This window comes from Pseudomonas sp. SP16.1 (assembly GCF_052682975.1).
Map to the genome: position 1 here is coordinate 4176576 of NZ_JBQYFZ010000001.1, position 23190 is coordinate 4199765.

Here is a 23190-nt window from a genome sequence, read left to right on the forward strand (position 1 = left end):
GCCGTGTAGGGTGCGCCGTGCGCACCGCTGGCAAGCGCGGAGGCAACTCGCGATCGTCTTGCGCTCGCCTCAGCCTTCGCCGGCCGAACTCAGCCGCGCGGCCAGCGCCGCCATCCGCTGCGGCTTGCATTCCAGATAGGCGGAGCCCGCCAGCCAGCGCGGGTCGGAGTGCCAGGCGAAGAGGAACTGCCCCCCCTTGAGCTGGTCCACCACCATGCGTGCCACTTCGCGGCGCACCGCCGGGCAGCCCAGGCTGCGGCCGATACGGCCCTGGCTGGCGACCAGCCGCGGACTCACGTAATCGGCGCCGTGGACGACGATGGCGCGCTCGCGGGCGAGATCGTTGAGGCCCGGCTCCAGACCGTCCATGCGCAGGGAGTAGCCATGCTTGCCGCTGTAGCTCTCGGCCGTACGGAACAGGCCGAGGCTGGTCTGGTGACTGCCCAGACCGTTGGAGAAGGCCGCGGCGAAGTTCTCGCCGGAGCGCCGCCCGTGGGCGACGAAATCGCGCAGCAGCAGGCGCTTGCGCTGCAGGTCGAAGATCCACAGGCGGCGCTCGGTGGAGGGCCGCGAATAGTCGATCACCGCCAGGCGCTTGGCCGCACCGGCACCGTGGTTGACCGCACACTGCATCGCCGCCAGGGCATGGCGCAACGCCTGGGGTTCGAGGCCGGGCGCCTGCCGCGCCAGCTCATCGAACAGCCCATTCTTCGGCTCGGCCGTCGCCCACAGGGGAGCGCCAAGCATCCACAATCCCAGCAGACAGCATCGACCGATACGTCCCAACATCTGCGCAATGACCTCCAAACACAGACCCCCGGACGTCCTGTCGCAAAATTCCTCGGCGGCCCGCCTATACTGGGCGCGCAGCGCCAAGCGGCGCCCTTCTGAGCCAAGGACTGGAGCAGTATGTTGTTCAAAAAATGTGCATCTTACCTGAGTAGCCTGCTGCTCACCGTGCCGCTGGTCGCCAGCGCAAGCGTCGCCAGCGGTGACCTGCAGCCGCTGCTGGAGGCCCTGGCGGAACGCTGCCCGGCGTTACCGGAAAGCCTAGACGACGCCGCGTTGAAACGGTTGCGCGCGTTCTACGCCCAGCGCGATTGGCAATGGAGCTGGAACGACGCCAGCCGGCGGCGGCAGCTGCAGGTACAACTCGAGGCCGTGGCCGACGACGGCCTGGAGCCACGCGAGTATGCCCTCCGCGAGTGGCGCGCCGATGGCTGCTCCGAATTGCTGCACAGCCACAGCTATCTCCAGGCCCTGCTGCATCTGCGCCGCGGCCGCCTGGCGCCGCCCGCCCGGGAAGCCGTCTGGCACTCGCCCACGCAGCCGGCGCCCGATACGCAACTGGCGACCCTGTCCATCGCCCTGCTGCACCTGGACCAGCCGACGCAGGCCTTCGCCGCGGCCCGCCCGGCAAACCCGCTGTATCGTCGCCTGCGCGATGCCTACGGCGAGCTGCGCCAACGCCCCATGGGCAACTGGCAGGACCTGCCCGGCGGTCCGCTGCTCAAGGCGCAGCGCCAGGACCCTCGCGTACCGGCGCTGCGCGAACGGCTGCGCGCAGAGGGCTACCTGCGGTTCACCACGGCTTCCGGCAACAGCTTCGATCCGGCCACGGTGCTGGCCCTGCAGGCCTTCCAGGACGACCACGGCCTCAACCCCGACGGCATCCTCGGCCCGGCCAGCCTCGCCGAACTGAACGTCACGCCGCAGGTGCGCCGCGCCCAGCTGCGGATCAACCTGGAACGCCTGCGCTGGCTGGCCGACGACATGGCCGAGGCACAGGTGCTGATCAACGTCGCCGGCGCCGAGCTGATGGTACTGCGCCAGCAGCAGGTGCTCTGGCGCACCCGCACCCAGGTCGGCCGCCCCGGCCGCGAGACGCCCCTGCTGGCCTCGCGCATCCAGCGCCTGACGCTCAACCCGACCTGGACGGTGCCACCGACCATCCTGCGCGAGGACAAGCTGCCGGCGATCCGCGAGGACCTCGCCTACCTCGAGCGCCAGGAACTCAGCGTGCTCGACCGCGAAGGCAGGCCGCTGGATGCGCGACTGGTGGACTGGGACAATCCCGGCTCTATCTATCTGCGCCAGGCCGCCGGCGCGAACAATCCGCTGGGGCGGGTAGCCCTGCGCTTCGCCAATCCCTTCGCGGTGTACCTGCACGACACGCCGAGCCAGCGCCTGTTCGACAAGTCGCCACGGGTGTTCAGCTCCGGCTGCGTGCGTGTCGAAGCGGTGCAGACATTGCTGGCCTGGCTGCTCGAGGCGCAGGAACTGGAGCTGGTGCTGCAGCGCATCGCCAGCGGCAAGACCCGGGAGTACCGCATGCAGCGTCCCGCCCCGCTGTTGATCGCCTACTGGACGGTGGAAGTGCGCAGCGACGGCAGCCTGCGCTACGCACCGGACATCTACGACCAGGACGCCGCGCTGATCGCCGCCCTGGCCCGCGCCCAAAAGCTGAGCGCTCCGTCACGCCCCGAGCCGGTCGCCGGCGCCAATGCCGGGCACTGAGAAGGGGTTGGCGGCAATCGGCCAGCAGCTATGCTTAGATCTCGCCCCGGCCGCTGGCCCCGTCCAGACAGCCAATCGATCGCGCGCAAGAGGGAGATCGCATCATGGAAATCGGTGGCGTCCTGCTGCTGTTCGTCGGCCTGGCCCTGGCCATCGTCTTCATGGGTTTCAAGGTGGTGCCGCAGGGCTCGCAGTGGACGGTGGAGCGCTTCGGCCGCTACACCACGACGCTCAAGCCCGGGCTGAACATCATCGTGCCGGTGATGGACCGCATCGGCCGCAAGCTCAACGTGATGGAAAGCGTGCTGGACATCCCGCCGCAGGAGGTGATCAGCGCCGACAACGCCATCGTGCAGATCGACGCGGTGTGCTTCTTCCAGGTGATCAACGCCGCCCAGGCCGCCTACGAGGTGAACAACCTGGAGCACGCCATCCGCAACCTGGTGATGACCAATATCCGCACCGTGCTCGGCTCCATGGAGCTGGACGCCATGCTCAGCCAGCGCGACGCGATCAACGAGCGCCTGCTCAAGACGGTCGATGAAGCCACCGCGCCCTGGGGCATCAAGATCACCCGCATCGAGATCAAGGACATCAGCCCGCCCGCCGACCTGGTCGAGGCCATGGCCAGCCAGATGAAGGCCGAGCGCCTCAAGCGCGCGCAGATCCTCGAAGCCGAGGGCTCACGCTCGGCCGCCATCCTCACCGCCGAAGGCCACAAGCAGGCCGAGATCCTCCGCGCCGAGGGCGAGCGCCAGGCCGCCTTCCTCGAGGCCGAGGCACGCGAACGTGCGGCCCAGGCCGAAGCCGAGGCGACCCGCGTGGTGTCCCAGGCCATCGCCCAGGGCAACGTGCAGGCGGTCAACTACTTCGTCGCGCAGAAGTACATCGAGGCCCTCGGCCAGTTGGCCGCAGCCGACAACAGCAAGGTGGTGCTGATGCCGCTGGAGGCCAGCCAGGTGATCGGCGCGGTCGGCGGCATAGGCGAAATCGTGCGGGCCACATTCGGCAATGGCGGTCCTGGCGAGAAGCAGAGCTGACAGCATGATCCAATACCTGCAACACCTGTCGTTCTGGGACTGGCTGGCGCTGGCTACCTTGCTGTTGATCCTCGAAGTGTTCGGCGCCGGCGGCTACCTGCTGTGGATCGGCCTGGCCGCGGCCTGTGTCGGCGTGCTCAGCTACCTGTTCCCCGCGCTGCCCTGGGCCTGGCAGTTCTTCCTGTTCGGCGTGCTGGCGATCCTCACCGCCGTGCTCTGGTGGCGCCGCCAACGCAGCGCCGCCCGCCCCAGCGACCAGCCGGGGCTGAACCAGCGCGGCAGCGAACTGCTCGGCCGGCGTTTCCCCCTGCACGAGGCGATCATCGACGGCCGCGGCAAGATCAAGGCTGGCGACAGCCTGTGGCTGGTCAGCGGCCCCGACCTGCCGGTCGGCAGCCAGGTTCGGGTGGTGGCCCAGGATGGGGTGATCCTGCGGGTCGAGCGGGATAGATAAGCCAGGCTGTTCTGGCTCCAAATTATCGTTTCCGATGACTCCGATTCGTAGGCCGCCCCACCGGGCGCCCGCGCTGCGCACGGCGCTTGCCCCTCAGCCCCTGCCGACCGGCCATCGTCCAAGCGGAACCCGGCGCAGCGAGGGCGACTCCTACAGGTGAATAGAACCATAGGAGTACCTCCATGCGTGTATCGAGCCGAGCCGCCCTGGCGCTGGCCGCCTGCCTGATCGCACAGACCGCCGCAGCCGATGGCCTGCTGCGCGACATACTGTCCTCCGGGGCGACCACCGCCTCGACCTATCTGACCTTCAAGGACGACAAGCTGATCGTCGCCGCCGAGGAAGACGCCGGCAGCTTCGTCGCCAGCGCCGGCGAGATCCGCGGCCCGCACCTGGAAGCGGCCTTGCAACGCCTGCGCAGCGAGCATCCCGAACTGCAGGAGGCCGACGATATGGCGCTGGCCAGCGCCATCCTCGCCGCCTCGGCCGGCCCGCTCGAGGCCGGCGCCGCCGACCCACGCTGAAGCGAAAACCCGCGCATAAAAAATGCCCGCCTCCGGAAGGACGCGGGCACTTTTCATGGTTCTCGGAACGACAGGCTACAAAGGCCTTCCGGGCGCCTGCCGGGTTACATCAGCGGCAGGGTGTAGCTGACGATCAGGCGGTTCTCGTCGATATCGTTGGCGAAGTTCGAACGAACGGTCGCGTTGCGCCAGCGCACGCCGAGGTTCTTCAGCGCGCCTTCCTGGAACACATACATCAGCTCGGTGTTGCGCTCCCACTCGCGGCCTTCGGAAACGCCGTTGCCACGATCGACGTTGTCGCCGGTCAGGTAGCGGGTCATGAAGGTCAGACCGGGGATACCGATGGAGGCGAAGTTGAAGTCGTAGCGAGCCTGGTAGGACTTTTCGTCCTTGTTGGCGAAATCGCTGATCTGCACGTAGTTGACCAGGAACGGGTCGGTGCCATTGATGTAGGCGAAGCCGGTATCGCCGCTCATCTTCTGGTAGCCGAGGCCGAAGGCATGGCCGTCCAGACCGTAGGTGACCATGGCGCCGAAGGCCTTGTTGTCGACGTTGCTGCGATTGCCGTCGTCGGTGGAGCTGGCATAGCGGACGTCGGTCTTCAGGCTCTGCTTGTCACCCAGCGGCAGCACGTGCACGGCGTTGAACGAGTGCTGCTTGTACAGCTCGTCCAGGTTGGAATAGTAGTAGCCGGCGCTCAGGTCCTTGGTCAGCTTGTAGGTGCCGCCTACGAAGTCGAAGGAGTCGGTGGTGGCGCCGCCGCTCAGACGGATACCGCGAGCACCTACAGTGCCACGAGTGCTATTGAAGCTATTGGTGATGGCGATATCTTCATAGTCACCGGAGTTGCGGTGGTTGACCTCGCGCACATGGGCGGCTTCGAGCATCAGACCGTCGATTTCCTGGGAGACCAGGTGACCGGCTTCGAATACCTGCGGCAGCAGGCGGCCGTCGCTGGAGGCGATGGCGGCGTTCTTGAACTGCATCTGGCCGACGCGCAGGGTGCTGTTGGAGATCTTCGCCTTGGCCGCCACGGCCAGGTCCGAATAGTTGTCCTGCGAGCCACCCGAGCGATCCGGAACCAGCAGGCCGCTGCCGGCGGTGCCGTCACCGGAGTCCAGCTTGAAGCCGAACATGCCGATGGCGTCGGCGCCGAAGCCCACTGTGCCTTCGGTGAAGCCGGAGTTCATGCGCAGGATAAAGCCCTGCGCCCACTCGTCCTGCTTGGACTGAGTCGGGCGCGGAGTGTCGGTATGGCCCTGACGGAAATCCCGGTTGAAGTAGAAGTTACGCGCTTCCAGGCTGACCTTGGTGTCGCCGATCAGATCGGCAGAAGCCACTTGGCTCAGGGCCAGGGTGCTGGCGGCTACGGCCAGCGCCAGGGAGGTCTTTCTCATTATCTTTCTCTCCAGTGTGTTTTAGGTGATGCATCGCCCGGGCGCAGACTTCGGCACGAAGAGCCAGGCCCGGAACGAATGGGGCAAACGCACGGACGAACGAGGCCAGCGCAGCAGGCATCGCCGACGCGGTGCGCGAAAAACTCAGGCAAGACGGGACGACGGCGAACGCGGCGGGACGAACGGACGGGAACGGGCAGGATGGCTCATGGGATGGCTCTCACGTCGTTGTTATTGTGTGCCGGCATCCGGGCCGGCCTCTTGACGGAGGGCAAGGCAGATACTGTGCCAGAACGCGCGGCCCGGGCCAGGAGCCGTCTGCGGCGGGGAGTAACGCCCCTAGCGAACATGCCGAGCCCCAGGGGGCCGGCGGCCTAATAGGCGACTATCCGCCTACGCCGGGAGCGCAACGGGCGGAAAATCGCCAATCGTTCAACCCAGGGCGATCTGGTTCTTGCCCTGGCGCTTGGCCAGATACATCGCGGCGTCGGCGCGGGCGTAGAGCGCCTCGAGGCTGGCGTCGGCGGCGCGCATGCTGGTCAGCCCCTGGCTGACGGTGATGCCGAAGTCGACGCCCTCGTGCTGGAAGCTCAAGCGCTGCACCTCGCGCTGCAGACGCTCGGCCACCTGCAGCGCGACGTCCTGCTCGCAGCCCGGGAACACGGCGGCGAACTCCTCGCCGCCGATGCGGCCGAACAGGTCGCCGCGGCGCAGGGCGTTGGCGCCGCACTGCGCCAGGCGCTGCAGGACCTGGTCGCCGAGCTGGTGGCCGTAGCGGTCGTTGATCTTCTTGAAGTCATCCAGGTCGAGCAGCAGGAAGGCCAGCGGGCTGCCGTACTGCCGGGCATGCTCGAACTCGCGACGCGCGCATTCGAAGAAGTGCCGGCGGTTGCTGCTCTGGGTCAGCACATCGGTGGTGGCCAGGCGGTGCAGCTCGCCCTCCAGGCGCTTCTTCTCGGTGATGTCCTCGGCGATGCCGACTATCACCGGCCCCTTGGCCGTGCCCTGGTGCGGGCTGATGAAGCACTTGTCGCTGAGCCAGCGCAGTTGGCCATCGGCGCGGATGATGCGGTACTCGCGCGATTCCACCGCGCCCGCCTCGAGCACCTTGGCCAGGCTTTCGGCGGCGTACTCCAGATCGTCCGGGTAGATGCTGTTGCGCCACTCGCCGTAGTCGGCCAGCAGCAGCGCCGCGGAGCGGCCGAAGATGCGCTCGTAGGCCGGGCTGACATAGATCACCCGTTGCTCGCTCCAGTCGAAAGCCCAGAGCACCGCGCCCACGCTGCCGAGCAGGCTGCTGAATAGGTGTTCGCGCTCGCGCAGGCGCTCGACCTCGGCACGGCTGTGCAACAGGGCCAGGGTCAGTTCTTCCAGTTCGGAAACGGCGTTGCCTTGATCGTCCATTACAGCGGCCATCCAGTCCCTCGCATAAGCATTGCAATGAGCATAGTGCGAGCTGTTGGACAAGCACAAAGGCCCGCCGTTCGGCGTAATGCCGTTCATTTCACTCGTTTCGCCAGGCCCCGCGCAGAGCTGGCCCAGCCTCGCGACGAAACGCTCGCTTGCGCCCATGCGCCGCGGGGCGCGGCTGCCGCAATGGCAGGCAAAATGGCTCAGGCCGGCGTCTGCTGGCCGCGTCCTGTCAGGGATCGCCGGCAAGCCGGCCATGCCGGCGGGCTGAAAAAAGCCGCGCCCCTGTGCAGGGGCGCGGCCTTTCTCTCAAGTGAACGGCATGGTGCCGTTCGGCGGGCCGTGGTCAGGCAAGCAAGACGATCAGGCCATCGCGGCGGCGGGGCGCAACGAGTAGGTCTTGAGCTGTTCGGCGAACTCGCGCAGCGACTGGATGCCGCTGGCCTCGGCCTCGTGCACCCACTGTTTCATGGCCTCGAGCATGTCGTGGCCGTTGCTGCTGGTCTTGACCCAGATCTGCTGCAGCGCCAGGCGCTTCTCGTAGATCACCTTGAGCGCCTGGCTCTGCGCCAGCAGCTCGCTGATGCGCGCCTGGTGGCGCTCCTCCAGCAGGCTCGGCTCGCGCGACAGCAAGCGCTTGGCGCGGCGGAACAGGTGGCGCACCGACTCGTCGGCCTTGGCCACTTCCTGCTTGACCAGCGGGGCGATCACCAGCTTGCGGTACTGCGCCATGATCTGGAAGCGGTTGTTGAGGATGGCCATGGCGGTGTCCATGTCCAGCTGGCGCTTGCCTTCGACCCGGTGGGCGATCGGCGCGACACGCTGCACCCGGGCCAGACCGAGCAGGCTGAACAGCTGGATCCAGGCCCAGCCCATGTCGAACTCCCACTTCTTCACCGACAGCTTGGCGCTGTTGGGGTAGGTGTGGTGGTTGTTGTGCAGCTCCTCGCCGCCGATCAGGATGCCCCAGGGCACCAGGTTGGTGGCGGCGTCGCGGCATTCGAAGTTGCGGTAGCCGACGGCATGGCCGAGGCCGTTGATCACGCCGGCCGCCCAGACCGGAATCCACATCATCTGGATCGCCCAGACGGTCAGGCCAAGGGCGCCGAACAGGGCCAGGTCGATGATCGCCATCAGCGTCACGCCGGCGATGGGGTAGCGGCTGTAGAGATTGCGCTCGATCCAGTCCTCCGGGCAGTTCTTGCCGTAGATGCGCAGGGTCTCCTGGTTCTGCGCCTCTTCCTGGTAGAGTTCGGCGCCCTTGCGCAGCACGGTGCCCAGGCCCTTGATCACCGGGCTGTGCGGGTCATCGACGGTTTCGCACTTGGCGTGGTGCTTGCGGTGAATCGCGGTCCATTCGCGGGTGTTCATGGCGGTGGTCAGCCACAGCCAGAAACGGAAGAAGTGCTTGAGCGCCGGGTGCAGTTCCAGTGCACGGTGCGCCGAATAGCGGTGCAGGTAGACCGTGACGCTGACGATGGTCACGTGCGTCATCAGCAGAGTCGCAGCGACAAGCTGCCAGACCGACAGGTCGAGTAAACCGTTGTACCACATGGAACCGATGCCTCTTGAAGGGAAAACGCGGCTGTCCTACCAAGACGAGCCTCGTCGCATTATCACTGACCCCGGGCAGAAAACCAGTTGGTCTTTTAGATAAGAATGTTTCAGCGGGCGCCGGACTATACTGGCCCGCATTCACAGGGAGCGTCGCCGCCAGCCCATGTTCATCGACACCAAGGCCCTGCGCCTGACCTTGCTCTACCTATTGGTCGCCGCCCTCTGGATCGTTCTCAGTGACCATCTGCTGAACGCCCTCGGCCTGTCCGTCGAGCAGGCCGAACGCCTGCAATCGTACAAGGGACTGTTGTTCGTCGGCCTGACCGGCCTGCTGCTGTATCTGACCCTGCAGCGCCACGCCAGCCATTACCGTCGCGCCCGGCTGCAGCTGGCGACCAATGAAGAGCGCCTGCGCCTGGCCCTGGACGCCACCCGCGATGGACTGTGGGATTGGGACTTCGCCAGCCAGCGGGCGTTCTTCTCGGAGAACTATGCCGCGCTGCTCGGCCTGCGCCCGGACGCACTCGGCGACAGCCGCGAGGCCTGGGCCGAGCGCCTGCATCCGGACGATCGCGAGCGTGCGCTGCTGGCGCTCGACGTCGAAATGGCCGGCGCGCGTTACGAGAACGTCTATCGCATGCGCCACGCCGACGGCAGCTATCGCTGGCTGCACTCGCGCGGGCGCCTGCTGCGCGACGAGGCCGGCCAGCCACAGCGCTTCATCGGCATCGCCAGCGACATCACCCAGCGCCGCGCCGACGAGGACAGCCTGCGCCAGGCCGCCGCGGTGTTCGACGCCACCCAGGAAGGCGTGCTGGTCACCGATGCCGAGCAGCACATCGTCCACGTCAACCCGGCGTTCAGCCGCATCACCGGCTACGCCGCCGAGGAAATCCTCGGCCAGCAGCCGGCCCTGCTCAAGTCCGGGCGCCACGACGCGGCCTTCTACCAGAGCCTGTGGCATGCCCTGCAGAGCCGCGGCGCCTGGAGCGGCGAGGTGTGGAACCGGCGCAAGAGCGGCGAGATCTACCCGCAGTGGCAGTGCATCCGCGTCATCCGTGACGAGCACGGGCGCATCAGCCACTATGTCGCGGTGTTCTCTGACATCAGCGCGCTCAAGCGCTCGCAGCGCGAACTGGATTACCTGGCCCACCACGACCCGTTGAGCAACCTGCCCAACCGCCTGCTGTTCACCGAGCGTATCGCCCATGCCCTGACGCGCAGCGGTGACGAACAGGTGCACGGCGCCGTGCTGCTGATCGACCTGGATCACTTCAAGCACATCAACGAAAGCCTCGGCCACAACGTCGGCGACCTCCTGCTCAAGGAAGTCGGCGAGCGCCTGCAGCAGCAGTTGCCCAGCGGCAGCACGCTGGCGCGCCTGGGCGGCGACGAGTTCGGCCTGCTCAGCGAGAGCTGTCCCGACGCGGCGCAGGCGGCCGAGCTGGCGCAGCACCTGCTGCGCCGCCTGGAAGCGCCGTTTCGCCTGAGCGGCCACGAGCTGTACATCGGCGCCAGCATCGGCATCAGCCTGTTCCCCGCCGACGCCAGCAGCGTCGAGCAGGTGCTGCGCAATGCCGACTCCGCGCTGTTCAAGGCCAAGAGCAGCGGCCGCGAGGGCTATGCCTTCTATGCCCAGGAGCTGACCGACTATGCCCGCCAGCGGGTCGAGCTGGCCAGCAGCCTGCGCCATGCCCTCGACCACCAGGAACTGCGCGTCTACTACCAGCCGCTGCACGACCTGCACGATGGCGGCCCGGTCGGCATGGAGGCGCTGGTGCGCTGGCAACACCCGCAACGCGGCCTGGTGCCGCCTGCCGAGTTCATCCCGGTTGCGGAAGACAGCGGCCTGATCGGCGTCATCGATGCCTGGGTGCTCGAGCAGGCCTGTCGCCAGATGGTGCGCTGGAATGCCGAAGGCGGTCCGCTGCACTTCGTCGCGGTGAACGTCTCCAGCCGCCTGTTCGGCCGCGGCGAGCTGGACGCCCAGGTCGCCCGGGTGCTGGCCGAAACCGGGCTGAAGCCGGGACAGCTGGAGCTGGAGGTGACCGAGAGCGCGATCATGGAGAACCCCGACGCCGCGCTGGACCTGCTCACCCGCCTGCGCGCCCTAGGCGTGCGCCTGGCCATCGACGATTTCGGCACCGGCTACAGCTCGCTGGCACGCCTCAAGCGCCTGCCGGTGGACAAGCTCAAGCTCGACCAGAGCTTCGTCCGCGGCCTGCCCGACGATCCCGAGGACGCCGCCATCGCCCGCGCGGTGATCGCCCTCGGCCACAGCCTGGGGATCAAGGTGCTGGCCGAGGGCATCGAGCGGGCCGCGCAGGCCGACTTCCTTCGCGAGCTCGGTTGCCACTACGGCCAGGGCTATCATTTCGGTCGCCCGCAGGCGGTGGCGCAATACCAGGCCGACCGCGCCGGGCCGGTCGGTGGCGGCACCGACGAGCAGATCGCCAGGGATAACTGAGCATGCGTGTACTGATACTCGAAGACGATCCGTGGATCGCCGACCTGCTCAAGCAGATCGTGCTCAGCCTGCGTCCGGCGGCGCGGGTCGACTGCCGCGTGCGGGTCGCCGAGGCCATCGCCGCCTGGCAGCAGGAGACGGCGCAGCTGGTGATCGCCGACTGGAACCTGCCCGACGGCAGCGGCACCCGCCTGCTGGAGGCGGTGCGCAGCGACGACCGCGAGGTACCGCTGGTGATGGTCACCGCGCGCGCCGACCGCGACAGCGTGCTGGAGGTGCGCCCCCTGCGCGTCAGCGCCTTCATCAGCAAGCCCTTCCAGGTGCCCAAGGTGCTCGACTGCCTGCAGCGCCTGCTGCCCGGTGACGAGCCCGGCGCCTGCAGCGACCACGAGCACGGCGACTTCGCCGAGATCCTCGCCGCCCTGGCCGACGAGGATCTCGACCTGCCGCTGCGCGGCGATCTGCTCGAACAGTTGCGGCAAACCGCGCCGGCGCCGAGCACCCTGCAGCAGCTCGGCGAACTCTGGCCGCTCGACCCGGCCGTGCAGGCCAGACTGATCGCCGCCGCCAACAGCCCCGGCTACAACAGCGCCGGCCAGCCCTGCGTCAGCCTGGCCGGTGCGCTGCAGCGCCTGGGCCAGGCCACCGCGTTGAACCTGATCCAGGGCCTGGCGCTGCGACCAGTCGCCGCCCTGCAGGACGACGCCCTGGCGCAACGCGGGCAGGCGCTGCTGCAGGCCAGCCTGGCACTGCATCGCCGGGTGACCGAGCTGGCCGGGGCCTGCCGTATCGATCCGGCCCCGCTGCAAAGCGCGGCGCTGCTGCACCGCCTGGGCGAATGGGCGCTGCTGTACCAGGCTCAGCGCGGCTGCGCCCAGGGGCGCACGCTCGACGACGACGAGCTGCAACGAGCGCTGCAGGCACACAGCGGGCCGCTGGCCAACCGCCTCAAGGCGCACTGGCGGCTGCCCGTGCCGCTGCGCGAACTGATCGGCGCCTGCTATGCGCTGGTGCCCGGCAACACCCGGCGCGAGCCGATCCTGATGCGCCTGGCCTGCGCCGAACTGCAGGGCGCCGAACAGACCGAGCTGGAGCGTCTGCGCCGCCTGGCCGGGCTCGCCTGAGGCAGCCCGGATGCACGGCGCAACCACCCGTCGGGCCTTGCCGATTCGCTGGATCGTGATTGGCGGCAGCCTGTGCCTGGCGCTGTTCTTCGCCTTGCTCGGGCGCCAGGCGCTGAACGAGCGCGAAGCCCTTTGGCAGCTGCAGATGAGCAAGCTGGCGGAGGTCCAGCGCCTGGCACTGCAAAGCACCCAGCACGGCCTGCAAGAACGCGCCCAGTTGCTCGCCGAAACCACCGCCGCCGACGCCTGGGTGGCCGAGCTGGTGCGCCAGGCCCATGCCCTGCCGGCGACCGACCTGGACGGCCTGGCGAGCATCCGCAGCCAGCTCTACACCCGCCTGGCGCCGCGCTGGCGCAACCTGCAGGCGCAGCAGCCGTTTCAGCTGTACGTGCACCTGGCGCCGGACGTCAAGGTGCTGCTGCGGGTGCATGAGCCCGAGCACTTCGGCGATCTGCAGATCGGCTGGCGGCCCATGGTGCTGGAGGCGTTGCGTAGCGCCTCCAGCCAGGCCGGCCTCGGCCTGACCCGCGGCAGCATCGGCATGCGTGCCATCGCCCCGCTGCAGGTCGAGGGCAGCGACGGCCCCGTGGCAGTCGGCGCGATAGAGGTGGCCATGGGCGTGCTCGATGACCTCGCCCAGCTCGATCGCGACCTCGACGGCGGGGTTGCCCTGCTGCTGCGCGAAGACCTGCTGCTGCACGCGGACAGCGGCGAGGCGCGGCTCGGCCGGGGCAGCGGCGAGCAGCGCTGGCGCCTGATGGGCCATTCGCGCCCGCAGGTGCTGGCCTGGCAACTGCGCCAGGCGCTGCCCGCGCCGAGCGAAGGCGACGCCTTGCGCCTGCTCGACGATGGCGGGCGCCACTACCTGCTCAACCAGCTGGCCCTGACCAGCTATCGCCAGCGGCACGATCCGAGCGCCGAGCCGGCGGCGCTGGCGCTGATCTGGCGTGACGTCAGCGAGCAATACGAGCTTCACCGCGGCGACAAGCGCTGGCTGGTGCTGAAATGGCTGCTGGCCTGGCTCGGCGCCGAAGCGCTGCTGCTGCTCCTGCTGCGCGCGACCCGGCGCACTACCCAGAGCCTGATGCAACGCCAGCAGGCCGCACTGCGGGCGCTCAACGAAATCGCCGCGCTGCCCGGCCTGAACAGCAAGGAACAGCTGCGCCAGGCCCTGCGCCTGGGCGCCGCGCATTTCGGCATGCCGCTGGGGCTGGTCAGTCGCATCGAAGGCGAGCGCTACCAGGTGCTGGTGCAGGTCTCCCCCGCTGGGGCGCTGCACGACGACCAGTGCTTCGAACTGGGCGACACCTACTGCAACCTGGCGCTGCAGCAGGACGAGGCGCTGAGCATCACGCACATGGCCGAGTCGCCGCACCGTCGCCATCCCTGTTACCAGCTGTTCGCCCTGGAAAGCTACATCGGCACCGCCGTCTGGGTCGCCGGCCGGCGCTTCGGCACCCTGGCCTTCGCCAGCGCCGCGCAAGCGCCCCTTCGACGCCGCCGACCGGGAATTCCTCTGCCTGTTCGCACGCTGGGTCGGCGCCACCCTGGAACGCCAGCAGCAGGAGCAGGCCGTGCGCGAGGCGCGCGCCTACCTGCAGGCGGTGCTGGACTCGGCCACCGGCGTGTCGATCATCGCCACCGATCCACAGGGCCGCATCAGCCTGTTCAACTCCGGCGCCGAACGCCTGCTCGGCTACGGCGCCGATGAGATGATCGGCCGGCAGACCCCGGCCAGCTTCCATCTCGGCGAAGAAATCGACGCCCGCGCCGCCGCCCTGAGCGAGGCCAGCGGCACGCCCGTCGCCGGCTTCGAGACCTTCGTGCACAACGCCCGCAGCGGCGAGCCAGAGACCCGCCAATGGACCTACCGGCGCAAGGACGGCGGCCTGCGCCAGGTCAACCTGACCATCAGCGCCATGTTCGACGACGACGGGCAGATCACCGGCTTCCTCGGCATCGCCAGCGACATCAGCGAGCTGCAGCAGGCCACGCGGGCCCTGCAGAAGAGCGAGAGCCGCTTCCGCGGCCTGGTGGCCAACCTGCCCGGGGTGGTCTACCGCTGCGCCAACGACGCCGACTGGAGCATGCGCTACATCAGCGAGGGAATCCTCGGCCTCAGCGGCTATCCGCCCAGCGACTTCATCGACAACCGCGTGCGCAACTTCGCCAGCATCGTCCACCCGGACGACCTGGCCATCACCTACCGCGCCGGCGAGGCCGTCGAGCGCCAGGAAAGCTTCGAGCTGACCTACCGCCTGCGCCACGCCGACGGCCACAACGTCTGGGTGCGCGAGAAGGGCCGCGGCGAGTACGACGCCCAGGGCCGGCTGCTGTGGATCGACGGCTTTATCTGGGACATCAGCGAGCGCCAGGCTATGGAAGACGAGCTGCGCCTGACCCAGCAGCGCTTTCGCAACGCCTTCACCACCGCGCCGCAGGGCATGGCCCTGGTCGCCGCGGACGGCCGCTGGCTGGAGGTCAACGACGAGCTGTGCCGGATGCTAGGCTACAGCCGCGATCAGTTGCTGGCCAGCACCTTCCAGCAAGTCAGCCACCCCGAAGACCTGGACGCCGATTTGGAGAAACTGGCCGACCTGCTGGCCGGGCGGATCAACGCCTACCAGATGGAGAAGCGCTACCTGGACAAACAGGGCCGGGTGCTCTGGGTACTGCTCAGCGTCTCGCTGGTACGCGACGGCGAGGGCGTGCCGGTGCATTTCGTCGCGCAGATCCAGGACTTCAGCGACCGCGTCGCCGCCGAGCGCGCGGTGCGCGAGCGCGAGCACTACCTGCGCACCCTGCTCGACAACGTCATCGACGCCATTGTCACCATCGACGAGACGGGCCGCATCGAGACCTTCAACCACGCCGCCGAGCGCATCTTCGGCCACCGTCAGGAGGAGGTGGCCGGGTGCAACGTCCGCCTTCTGATGCCCGAACCCTATCGCAGCGCCCACGACGGCTATCTGCAGCGCTACCTGCGCACCGGCGAGGCGCGAGTGGTCGGTCAGATCCGCGAGCTTGAGGGCCTGCGTCGCAGCGGCGAGCGCTTCGCCATGGAGCTGGCGGTATCGCAGATCAGCCACCAGGGCCAGCGCCGCTTCATCGCGGTGATCCGCGACATCGCCGAGCGCAAGCGCATCGAGCAGATGAAGAACGAGTTCGTCTCCACCGTCAGCCACGAGCTGCGCACCCCGCTGACCGCCATCGCCGGCTCGCTCGGCCTGATCAACGGCGGCGCCCTCGGCGCAGTGCCCGAGGCCATGCGGCAGATGCTGGCGATCGCGCAGAGCAACAGCCAGCGCCTCAGCGCGCTGATCAACGACCTGCTGGACATGGACAAGCTGGTCGCCGGCAAGATGCACTTCGAGCTGCAGGCGCAACCGCTGCGCCCCCTGCTGGAGCAGGCGCTGCTGCACAACCAGCCCTATGCCGACCAGCACCGGGTGCAGCTGGCGCTGCAGGTGGAGGGCGACGGGCGGGTGCGCGTCGACCCCCAGCGTCTGGCCCAGGTGATGGCCAACCTGCTTTCCAACGCGGCCAAGTTTTCGCCGCCGGACGGCCGCGTCGAGGTGCGCCTGCGACGCTGCGGCGAGGTGCTGCGGGTCAGCGTCGCCGACCACGGCCCGGGCATACCGGAGGCCTTCAGGGCGCGCATCTTCAGCAAGTTCTCCCAGGCCGACGCCGGCGACACCCGGCAGCAGGGCGGCACCGGGCTGGGCCTGGCCATCTGCAAGGAAATCATCGAGCGCATGGGCGGCCATGTCGGATTCGACTCCGCGCCCGGCGAGGGTGCTACCTTTTGGTTCGAACTGCCGATCACAGGGAGTGAGCGATGAGCGAGGCCCCGATCCCCGACAACGAGCAGCAGCGCCTGGCCGCCCTGCAGGCCCTGGAGCTGCTCGACACCCCGGCCGAGGCGATGTTCGACCATGTCACCGCGCTGGCGGCGCAGATCTGCGATACGCCCATCGCCCTGATCTCGCTGGTCGACGCCCAGCGCCAGTGGTTCAAGAGCCGGGTCGGCCTGGACGCCGAACAGACCGCGCGCGAGCATGCCTTCTGCGCCCACGCGGTACACGCCGACGCCCCGCTGGAAGTGGACAACGCCCTGGACGACGCGCGTTTTCGCGACAACCCGCTGGTCACCGCCGCCCCGCACATCCGCTTCTATGCCGGCATACCGTTGCACGACAGCCAGGGCCTGGCCCTCGGCACCCTGTGCGTGATCGATCGCCAGCCGCGCCATCTCGACACGCACCAGCGCACCCAGCTGCAGCATCTGGCGCGGCTCACCGGCGAGCTGTTCGAGCTGCGCCTGCAGGCGCGCCGCCAGGCCGAGCAGAGCGCCATGCACCAGGCCATGCTGGCCAATGCCGGCAGCGCGGTGCTGGTGCTCGACCCGCAGGGCCGGGTGCAACGCAGCAATTCCGAGGCCCGGCAGCTGCTGGGCTACTCGGCCGAGGCCCTCGGCGAGCTGCACCTGCCGCAGTTGCTCACCGAAGCCGGCCAGTTCGAACGCCTGTGCCTGGCCTGCGGCGCGGGTCCGCAGAGCGCCGAGGGATGCCTGCGCGCCCGCGACGGGCAGAGCCTGCCGGTGCGCCTGAACCTGTCGACCATCCGCGCCGAGGGCCAGGCGCTGCAGGGTTACCTGCTGGTGGCCAACGACCTCAGCCAGCGCGAAGAGGCGCGCCTGCGCCTGCAGCGCATCGCCGCGCAGCTGCCGGGCATGGTCTACCAGTACCTGCTGCGCGCCGACGGCAGCAGCTGCTTCCCCTATGCCAGCGCCGGCATCCTCGATATCTACGGCTGCGCTCCGGCGCAAGTGCTCAACGATGCCGCGCCGGCCCTCGCCCGCCTGCACCCGGACGACATCGCCGAGGTGCGGGCGGCCATCCTGCGCTCGGCCGAGACGCTCGCCACCTGGCACCAGGAATATCGCGTGCGGCATCCGCGGCACGGGACGATCTGGGTCGAGGGACGCGCCGCGCCGCAACGCCTGCCCGGCGGCGAGGTGCTCTGGCACGGCTTCATCAGCGACATCAGCGAGCGCAAGCGTGGCGAGCAGCTGCAGAACGAGTTCGTCTCCACCGTCAGCCATGAGCTGCGCACCCCGCTGACCGCCATCGCCGGCTCGCTCGGCCTAATCAATGGCGGCGCCCTCGGCGAAGTGCCCGAGGCCATGCGGCAGATGCTGGACATCGCCGAGAGCAACAGCCAGCGCCTGCGCAAGCTGATCGACGACCTGCTGGACATGGACAAGCTGGCCGCCGGCAAGATGCACTTCGACCTGCAGCCGCTGGCCCTGCGGCCGTTGCTCGAGCAGGCGCTGCACAGCAACCAGCCCTACGCCGAGCACCACCGGGTGCGGCTGCGCCTGCTGCCCGGCGAAGACTGCCGGGTGCTGGCCGATGCCCAGCGCCTGGAGCAGGTACTGGCCAACCTGCTGGCCAATGCCGCCAAGTTCTCCGCCACCGGCCAGAGCGTGGAGCTGGCCGGCGCGCCGCGCGAAGGCTGGGTGCGGATCAGCGTGCGCGACCAGGGCGCGGGTATCCCGGCCAGCTTCCGCCCGCGGATCTTCAGCAAATTCGCCCAGGCCGACGCCGGCGATACCCGCCGCCAGGGCGGCACCGGGCTGGGCCTGGCGATCAGCAAGGAGATCGTCGAACGTCTCGGCGGGCGGATCGGCTTCGACTCGGTGGAGGGCCAGGGCAGCACCTTCTGGTTCGACTTGCCGCTGGCGGACGCTCGGCCATGAACGGCGCCATCGACCTGCGCCTGCAGCTGCTCGGCCGCCTGTTCAGCCGCGCCAACCTGCCGGCCTGGGGTGTGCTGGCGCTGGCCCTGGGCGCCACGCTGCTGGCGTGGCACCACCTGCGCCAGAGCCAGACCGAGAGCGCCACCCGCCAGTTCGAGCTGCTCGCCGACGAAGTCAGCGGGGCCATCGTCAAGCGCCTGCGCGAACAGGAGAACATCCTGCTCGGCGCGGCCGGCCTGCTCGAAGCCAGTGACCAGGTCACCCGCCAGGACTGGCACGGCTATGCCGAGCGCCTGCGCCTGAGCGAGCGCTACCCGGGCATCCAGGGGCTGGGTTTCAGCCAGGTGCTGCGCGCCGAGCAGCTGCACGGATTCGAAACCGAGATGCGCGCCGAGGGCTTCGTCAATTTTCGCCTGCACCCGCGCGGCGAACGCGCGCTGTATAGCGCCATCCGCTTTATCGAGCCGTTCGCCGGGCGCAACCTGGCCGCCTTCGGCTTCGACATGCTGTCCGAGCCGGTGCGCCGCGCCGCCATGCTGGACGCCGCGCGCAGCGGCCAGAGCCGGCTGTCCGGCCGCGTCACCCTGGTCCAGGAGACCCACGGCAAGGTGCAGCCCGGCCTGCTGCTGTACGTGCCGCTGTACTGGCCGGGACGGCCGCTGGACAGCCCCGAGCAGCGCCTGGCCGCCCTGCGCGGCTTCGCCTACAGCCCGTACCGGGCACATGACCTGATGCAGGGCATCCTCGGCGAACGCAAGCGCGAGCTGGATTTCCAGCTGTACGCCAGCCCGGCCGCCAAGCGCACCGAACTGCTCTACAGCAGCCGCGGCGACACGCCGGCCGCAGAGCCGGCCGCCAGCCAGCGCCAGCTGGAACTGTTCGGCCAGCGCTGGCACCTGGACTTCCACCATGCGCCCGGCTATCTCGAGCGCGAGCATCGCGGCGAAGGGCCGCTGCTAGCCCTCGGCGGCTGCGCCAGCCTGCTGCTGTTCTTCCTGATCAGCAGCCTCAGCCTGCGCCGCGTGCAGGTGCAGGAGCTGGCCGAGCGCATCACCGAGCAGCTGCATCGCAGCGAGGAGCGCCTGGCCCTGGCGCTCAAGGGCAGCAACGACGGCTGGTGGGACATCGACCTGCAAGCCGGCAGTTTCTTCGCCTCGCCCCGCGGCTGGCAGATGCTCGGCCATCCCGAACAGGGCCCGCCGGGCTTCGCAGGTGACCCGCTGGCCTGGGAACGCCTGGTGCACCCGGACGACCTGCCGGCCGCCCGCGCGCACCTGATGCAGGCCGTGCACGAGGGCGCCAGCAACTTCACCCTCGACTGCCGCCTGCTCTGCGTCGACGGCGCGTCGCTGCCCGTGCTGCTGCGCGGCTACATCCAGCGCGGCGCCGATGGCCGCCCGCTGCGCATCACCGGCACCACCATGGACCAGACCGAACGCAGGCGCGTCGAGCAGATGAAGAACGAGTTCGTCTCCACCGTAAGCCACGAGCTGCGCACCCCGCTCACCGCCATTGCCGGCTCGCTCGGCCTGATCAACGGCGGCGCCCTCGGCGAGGTGCCCGCAAGCATGCGGCAGATGCTCGCCATCGCCCTGGGCAACAGCCAGCGCCTCAGCCACCTGATCAACGACCTGCTGGACATGGACAAGCTGGAGGCCGGCAAGATGCCGTTCGAGCTGCGTCCCTGGCCGCTGGCCGCCCAGCTCGAGGAGGCGCTGGCCAGCAACCAGGCCTACGCCGCCCAGCACCAGGTGCGCCTGCGCCTGGCCGAGTGCCCGCCGATAGGCGTGCGCGCCGACGCCATGCGCCTGCAGCAGGTGCTGGCGAACTTCATTTCCAACGCCGCCAAGTACTCGCCGCCCGGCGCCGAGGTGCTGGTGCGGGCCAGCCGCCAGCGCGACCAGGTGCGGATCTGCGTCAGCGACCAGGGACCGGGCATCGCCGCCGAGTTCCGCGAGCGCGTCTTCGCCAAGTTTTCCCAGGCCGACTCCAGCGACAGCCGCAAGAAGGGCGGCACCGGCCTCGGCCTGGCGATCAGCAAGGAGCTGATCGAGCGCATGGGCGGCCGGGTCGGCTTCGACTCGGTGGAGGGCCAGGGCGCCAGTTTCTGGTTCGAGCTGCCGCTGCTCGATGCCACCGAGGAGAACCGCCCCGACGCGCAGCCTCGGCACAGCCTGCTGGTGGTCGAGGACGACCCCGACGTCGCCAGCGTATTGCGCCAGTTGCTGGAAGACGCCGGCTACCGGGTGCGCCTGGCGCACAGCCTGGCCGAGGCGCATGCATGCCTGAGCGAGGAGACGCCGCTGGCCATCAGCCTCGACCTTAAGCTGCCGGACGGCGACGGCCTGCAACTGGTGCGCGAGTTGCGCGCCGATGCGCGCTACCGCGAGCTGCCGATCCTGGTGGTATCGGCCGCCTGCGAGGAGGGCCGCCTGGCACTGGGCGGCGGCGTGACGGCGCTCGACTGGCTGAGCAAGCCGATCGACCCGCAGCGCCTGCTGGACAGCCTTGCCAGGGCCCTGCGCGACCTGCCGGAGCGGCCGCGGGTGCTGCACGTGGAGGACGACCGGGACCTGCACCGGGTGGTCGCCGAACAGGCCCGCGAGCTGGCCGAGTTCGTCGCCGCCGACAGCCTCAGCCAGGCGCGCCGGCTGCTCGCCGAGCGGCGTTTCGATCTGGTGCTGCTCGACCTCGGCCTGCCCGACGGCAACGGCCTGGAACTGCTCGACGAGCTGCAGCGCAAGCGGCCCGAGCTGCCGGTGCTGGTGCTCTCGGCCAGCGAGCTGGACGGCCTGCAGCTGGCCCGGGTGAGCGCCGCGCTGGCCAAATCGCGCGACGATGGACAACACTTCCTGCAACAGCTCACTCGCCTGCTACCTGCCAAGGAGACCGGCCATGTCTGAACTCAAGCGCATCCTCCACGTCGAGGACGACCCTTCGATCCGGGCGGTGGCCAGGGTGGCGCTCGAGGCCGTCGGCGGCTTCGAGGTGCTCAGCTGCGCCAACGGCCAGGAGGCCCTCGACCAGGTACTGGGGTTCGCCCCCGACTTCATCCTGCTCGACGTGATGATGCCGGGCATGGACGGCCCGCAGACACTGGAGCGGCTGCGCGAGCTGATCGATATCGACGAAGTGCCGGTGGTGTTCATGACCGCCAAGGTGCAGCCCGGCGAAGTGGCGCAGTACCGCAACCTGGGTGCCCGCGACGTGATCATCAAACCCTTCGACCCCATGCAGCTCGCCGCCCAGGTGCGGCAGATCTGGAGCCAGCGCCATGGATAAGCACGAAGAAGGCAACGCCATCCCCGAGGCCCTGCGAAAACACCTGGAGCAACTCGGCGAGCAGTTCGCCGAACGCCTGCGCCGGGAACTGCCGCAGCTGGCCGAGCAGGCCGAGCGACTGCTCGAAGCCGACGAAACGCAGCGCCCGTGCCTGCTGCAAGCAGTGCGTGAGCAGCTGCATCGCCTGGCCGGCAGCGCCGGCACCTTCGGCTTCAGCCAGCTCGGCCAGCAGGCGCGCGAGCTGGAACAGCAGAGCGATCTGTGGCTCGAGCGCCAGCAGCAGCAACGCCAGGCACTGCTCGAGTTGGTCACGGCGCTGCGGCAACTCGGCAGCCAGCCGCCGAGCGCCGACGCCCCCGGCGCTCAGCCCGGGCGCGCGAGCTGGGTGCCGCGCAGCGAGAGTGGCACGCAGCGCATCTACATACTCGAGAGCGAGGTCGAGGTGGGCGAAAGCATGCGCCAGACCCTGGACAATTTCGGCTACCGCGCCGAGCACTTCGACTCCATCGCCGGCCTCGACGCCGCCCTGCGCGAACAGCTGCCGGACGCCCTGATCATCGACGTCAAGCTGCCCGGCGAGACCTGCGACGGCCTGGAGTACGCCGCCGCGCTGCAACAGCGTCTGGACGAGCCGCTGCCCCTGCTGGTGCTGACCCAGCACGACAACTTCGCCACCCAGCTGCAGGCGGTGCGCGCCGGCGCCCTGGGCCTGTTCACCAAGCCGGTGGACATCCCGCAGCTGGAGAGCCGCCTGGAGCGTTGCTTCGCCCAGCAGAACGGCGCGCCCTACCGGGTGCTGGTCGTCGACGACGACCAGGACCTGGCCAGCCGCTACAGCCTGGTGCTGCGCGGCGCCGGCATGCTGGTGGAGGTGGTGCGCGACCCGGCGCAGATCTTCGCCCACCTGCAGAGCTTCAACCCCGAAGTGGTGCTGCTCGACGTCAACATGCCGGACTGCAGCGGCCCGGAGCTGGCCCAGGTAATCCGCTGCAACGACGAATGGCTGCGCATTCCGATCATCTACCTGTCGGCGGAAACCGACATCGCCAAGCAGTTCAACGCGCTGATCAAGGCCGGCGACGACTTCGTCACCAAGCCCATCTCCGACCACGCCTTGGTCACCACGGTGTTCTCCCGCGCGCAGCGCGCCCGCCTGCTGTCCAACGCGCTGGCGCGCGACAGCCTGACCGGCCTGCTCAAGCACAGCGACATCAAGGAGCAGGTGGCGCTGGAGCTGGAGCGCTCCCTGCGCAGCGGCCAGCGCGCCAGCGTGGTGATGCTCGACATCGATCACTTCAAGCAGGTCAACGACAGCCACGGCCATGCCGCCGGCGACAACGTCATCCGCGCCCTGGCCAACCTGCTGCGCCAGCGCCTGCGCCGGGTCGACAGCCTGGGCCGCTATGGCGGCGAGGAGTTCCTCGCGGTGCTGCCGGACTGCGTGCCGGAACAGGCCAAGCTGATCGTCGACGAAATCCGCGAACGCTTCGCCGAACTGCGCTTCATCGCCGGTGGCGGCGAGTTCTCCTGCACCCTCAGCGCCGGCATCGCCGGCACCGACGTGCACCATGACGCCGAACAGCTGCGCGAACGCGCCGACAAGGCGTTGTACGCCGCCAAGCACGGCGGGCGCAATCAGGTGCGGTTGGCCAGCTGA

15 protein-coding genes are annotated in these 23190 nt (G+C 69.0%); 11 read left to right on the plus strand and 4 right to left on the minus strand.

The annotated features are described in order from the left end of the window. Window positions 1-69: 69 nt before the first annotated feature. The gene (locus tag ACUTAF_RS19765) at window positions 70-789 is read right to left on the minus strand and encodes a murein L,D-transpeptidase catalytic domain family protein (RefSeq protein ID WP_445581580.1); all 720 of its coding nucleotides are present in this window, start codon (window positions 787-789) and stop codon (window positions 70-72) included. A 120-nt stretch (window positions 790-909) separates the two neighbouring features. Between ACUTAF_RS19765 and ACUTAF_RS19770 the strand changes: the two genes are divergently transcribed. The 4 genes from ACUTAF_RS19770 to ACUTAF_RS19785 all read left to right on the plus strand — a co-directional run bounded on the left by ACUTAF_RS19770 (window position 910) and on the right by ACUTAF_RS19785 (window position 4535). Next, the gene (locus tag ACUTAF_RS19770; protein ID WP_445581581.1) at window positions 910-2517 is read left to right on the plus strand and encodes a L,D-transpeptidase family protein; all 1608 of its coding nucleotides are present in this window, start codon (window positions 910-912) and stop codon (window positions 2515-2517) included. 104 nt (window positions 2518-2621) lie between these two features. After that, the gene (locus tag ACUTAF_RS19775; protein ID WP_445581582.1) at window positions 2622-3557 is read left to right on the plus strand and encodes an SPFH domain-containing protein; all 936 of its coding nucleotides are present in this window, start codon (window positions 2622-2624) and stop codon (window positions 3555-3557) included. Window positions 3558-3561: 4 nt separating this feature from the next. Beyond that, complete coding sequence (locus tag ACUTAF_RS19780) at window positions 3562-4011, plus strand: NfeD family protein (protein ID WP_445581583.1); 450 nt, start codon at window positions 3562-3564, stop codon at window positions 4009-4011. Between the two features lie 182 nt (window positions 4012-4193). After that, on the plus strand, window positions 4194-4535 hold the full coding sequence (locus ACUTAF_RS19785; RefSeq protein WP_445581584.1) for a DUF2388 domain-containing protein: 342 nt from the start codon (window positions 4194-4196) through the stop codon (window positions 4533-4535). A gap of 104 nt (window positions 4536-4639) precedes the next feature. Here ACUTAF_RS19785 and ACUTAF_RS19790 read toward each other — a convergent pair whose 3' ends face one another. From ACUTAF_RS19790 to desA, 3 genes are all read right to left on the minus strand, one after another. Further along, window positions 4640-5932, minus strand: a complete 1293-nt coding sequence (locus ACUTAF_RS19790) for an OprD family porin (protein WP_445581585.1) — start codon at window positions 5930-5932, stop codon at window positions 4640-4642. Window positions 5933-6364: 432 nt separating this feature from the next. After that, the gene (locus tag ACUTAF_RS19795; RefSeq protein ID WP_445581586.1) at window positions 6365-7336 is read right to left on the minus strand and encodes a GGDEF domain-containing protein; all 972 of its coding nucleotides are present in this window, start codon (window positions 7334-7336) and stop codon (window positions 6365-6367) included. Between the two features lie 369 nt (window positions 7337-7705). Next, window positions 7706-8896: a delta-9 fatty acid desaturase DesA gene (desA, locus tag ACUTAF_RS19800; RefSeq protein WP_445581587.1), complete on the minus strand. Its 1191-nt coding sequence runs from the start codon at window positions 8894-8896 to the stop codon at window positions 7706-7708. A 166-nt stretch (window positions 8897-9062) separates the two neighbouring features. On the opposite strand from desA, the gene dibA reads away from it, so the two are divergent. The 7 genes from dibA (at window position 9063) to ACUTAF_RS19835 (ending at window position 23190) form a co-directional block, all read left to right on the plus strand. Continuing rightward, complete coding sequence (dibA, locus tag ACUTAF_RS19805) at window positions 9063-11366, plus strand: phosphodiesterase DibA (protein WP_445581588.1); 2304 nt, start codon at window positions 9063-9065, stop codon at window positions 11364-11366. A 2-nt stretch (window positions 11367-11368) separates the two neighbouring features. After that, window positions 11369-12490: an HDOD domain-containing protein gene (locus ACUTAF_RS19810; RefSeq protein ID WP_445581589.1), complete on the plus strand. Its 1122-nt coding sequence runs from the start codon at window positions 11369-11371 to the stop codon at window positions 12488-12490. 1574 nt (window positions 12491-14064) lie between these two features. Further along, window positions 14065-16332 (plus strand): PAS domain S-box protein, encoded by a 2268-nt coding sequence (locus ACUTAF_RS19815; RefSeq protein WP_445581590.1) that lies wholly within the window; start codon window positions 14065-14067, stop codon window positions 16330-16332. Continuing rightward, window positions 16329-18251: an ATP-binding protein gene (locus ACUTAF_RS19820; protein WP_445581591.1), complete on the plus strand. Its 1923-nt coding sequence runs from the start codon at window positions 16329-16331 to the stop codon at window positions 18249-18251. The genes ACUTAF_RS19815 and ACUTAF_RS19820 overlap by 4 nt, the downstream gene beginning before the upstream one ends. After that, a complete protein-coding gene (locus ACUTAF_RS19825; RefSeq protein ID WP_445581592.1) occupies window positions 18248-21154 on the plus strand; it encodes a CHASE domain-containing protein in 2907 nt (968 codons plus the stop codon). The genes ACUTAF_RS19820 and ACUTAF_RS19825 overlap by 4 nt, the downstream gene beginning before the upstream one ends. Beyond that, window positions 21147-21533 (plus strand): response regulator, encoded by a 387-nt coding sequence (locus tag ACUTAF_RS19830; protein ID WP_445581593.1) that lies wholly within the window; start codon window positions 21147-21149, stop codon window positions 21531-21533. The genes ACUTAF_RS19825 and ACUTAF_RS19830 overlap by 8 nt, the downstream gene beginning before the upstream one ends. Beyond that, window positions 21526-23190, plus strand: coding sequence for a diguanylate cyclase (locus tag ACUTAF_RS19835; protein ID WP_445581594.1), 1665 nt, complete (start codon window positions 21526-21528; stop codon window positions 23188-23190). Before ACUTAF_RS19830 ends, ACUTAF_RS19835 begins: the two co-directional genes overlap by 8 nt.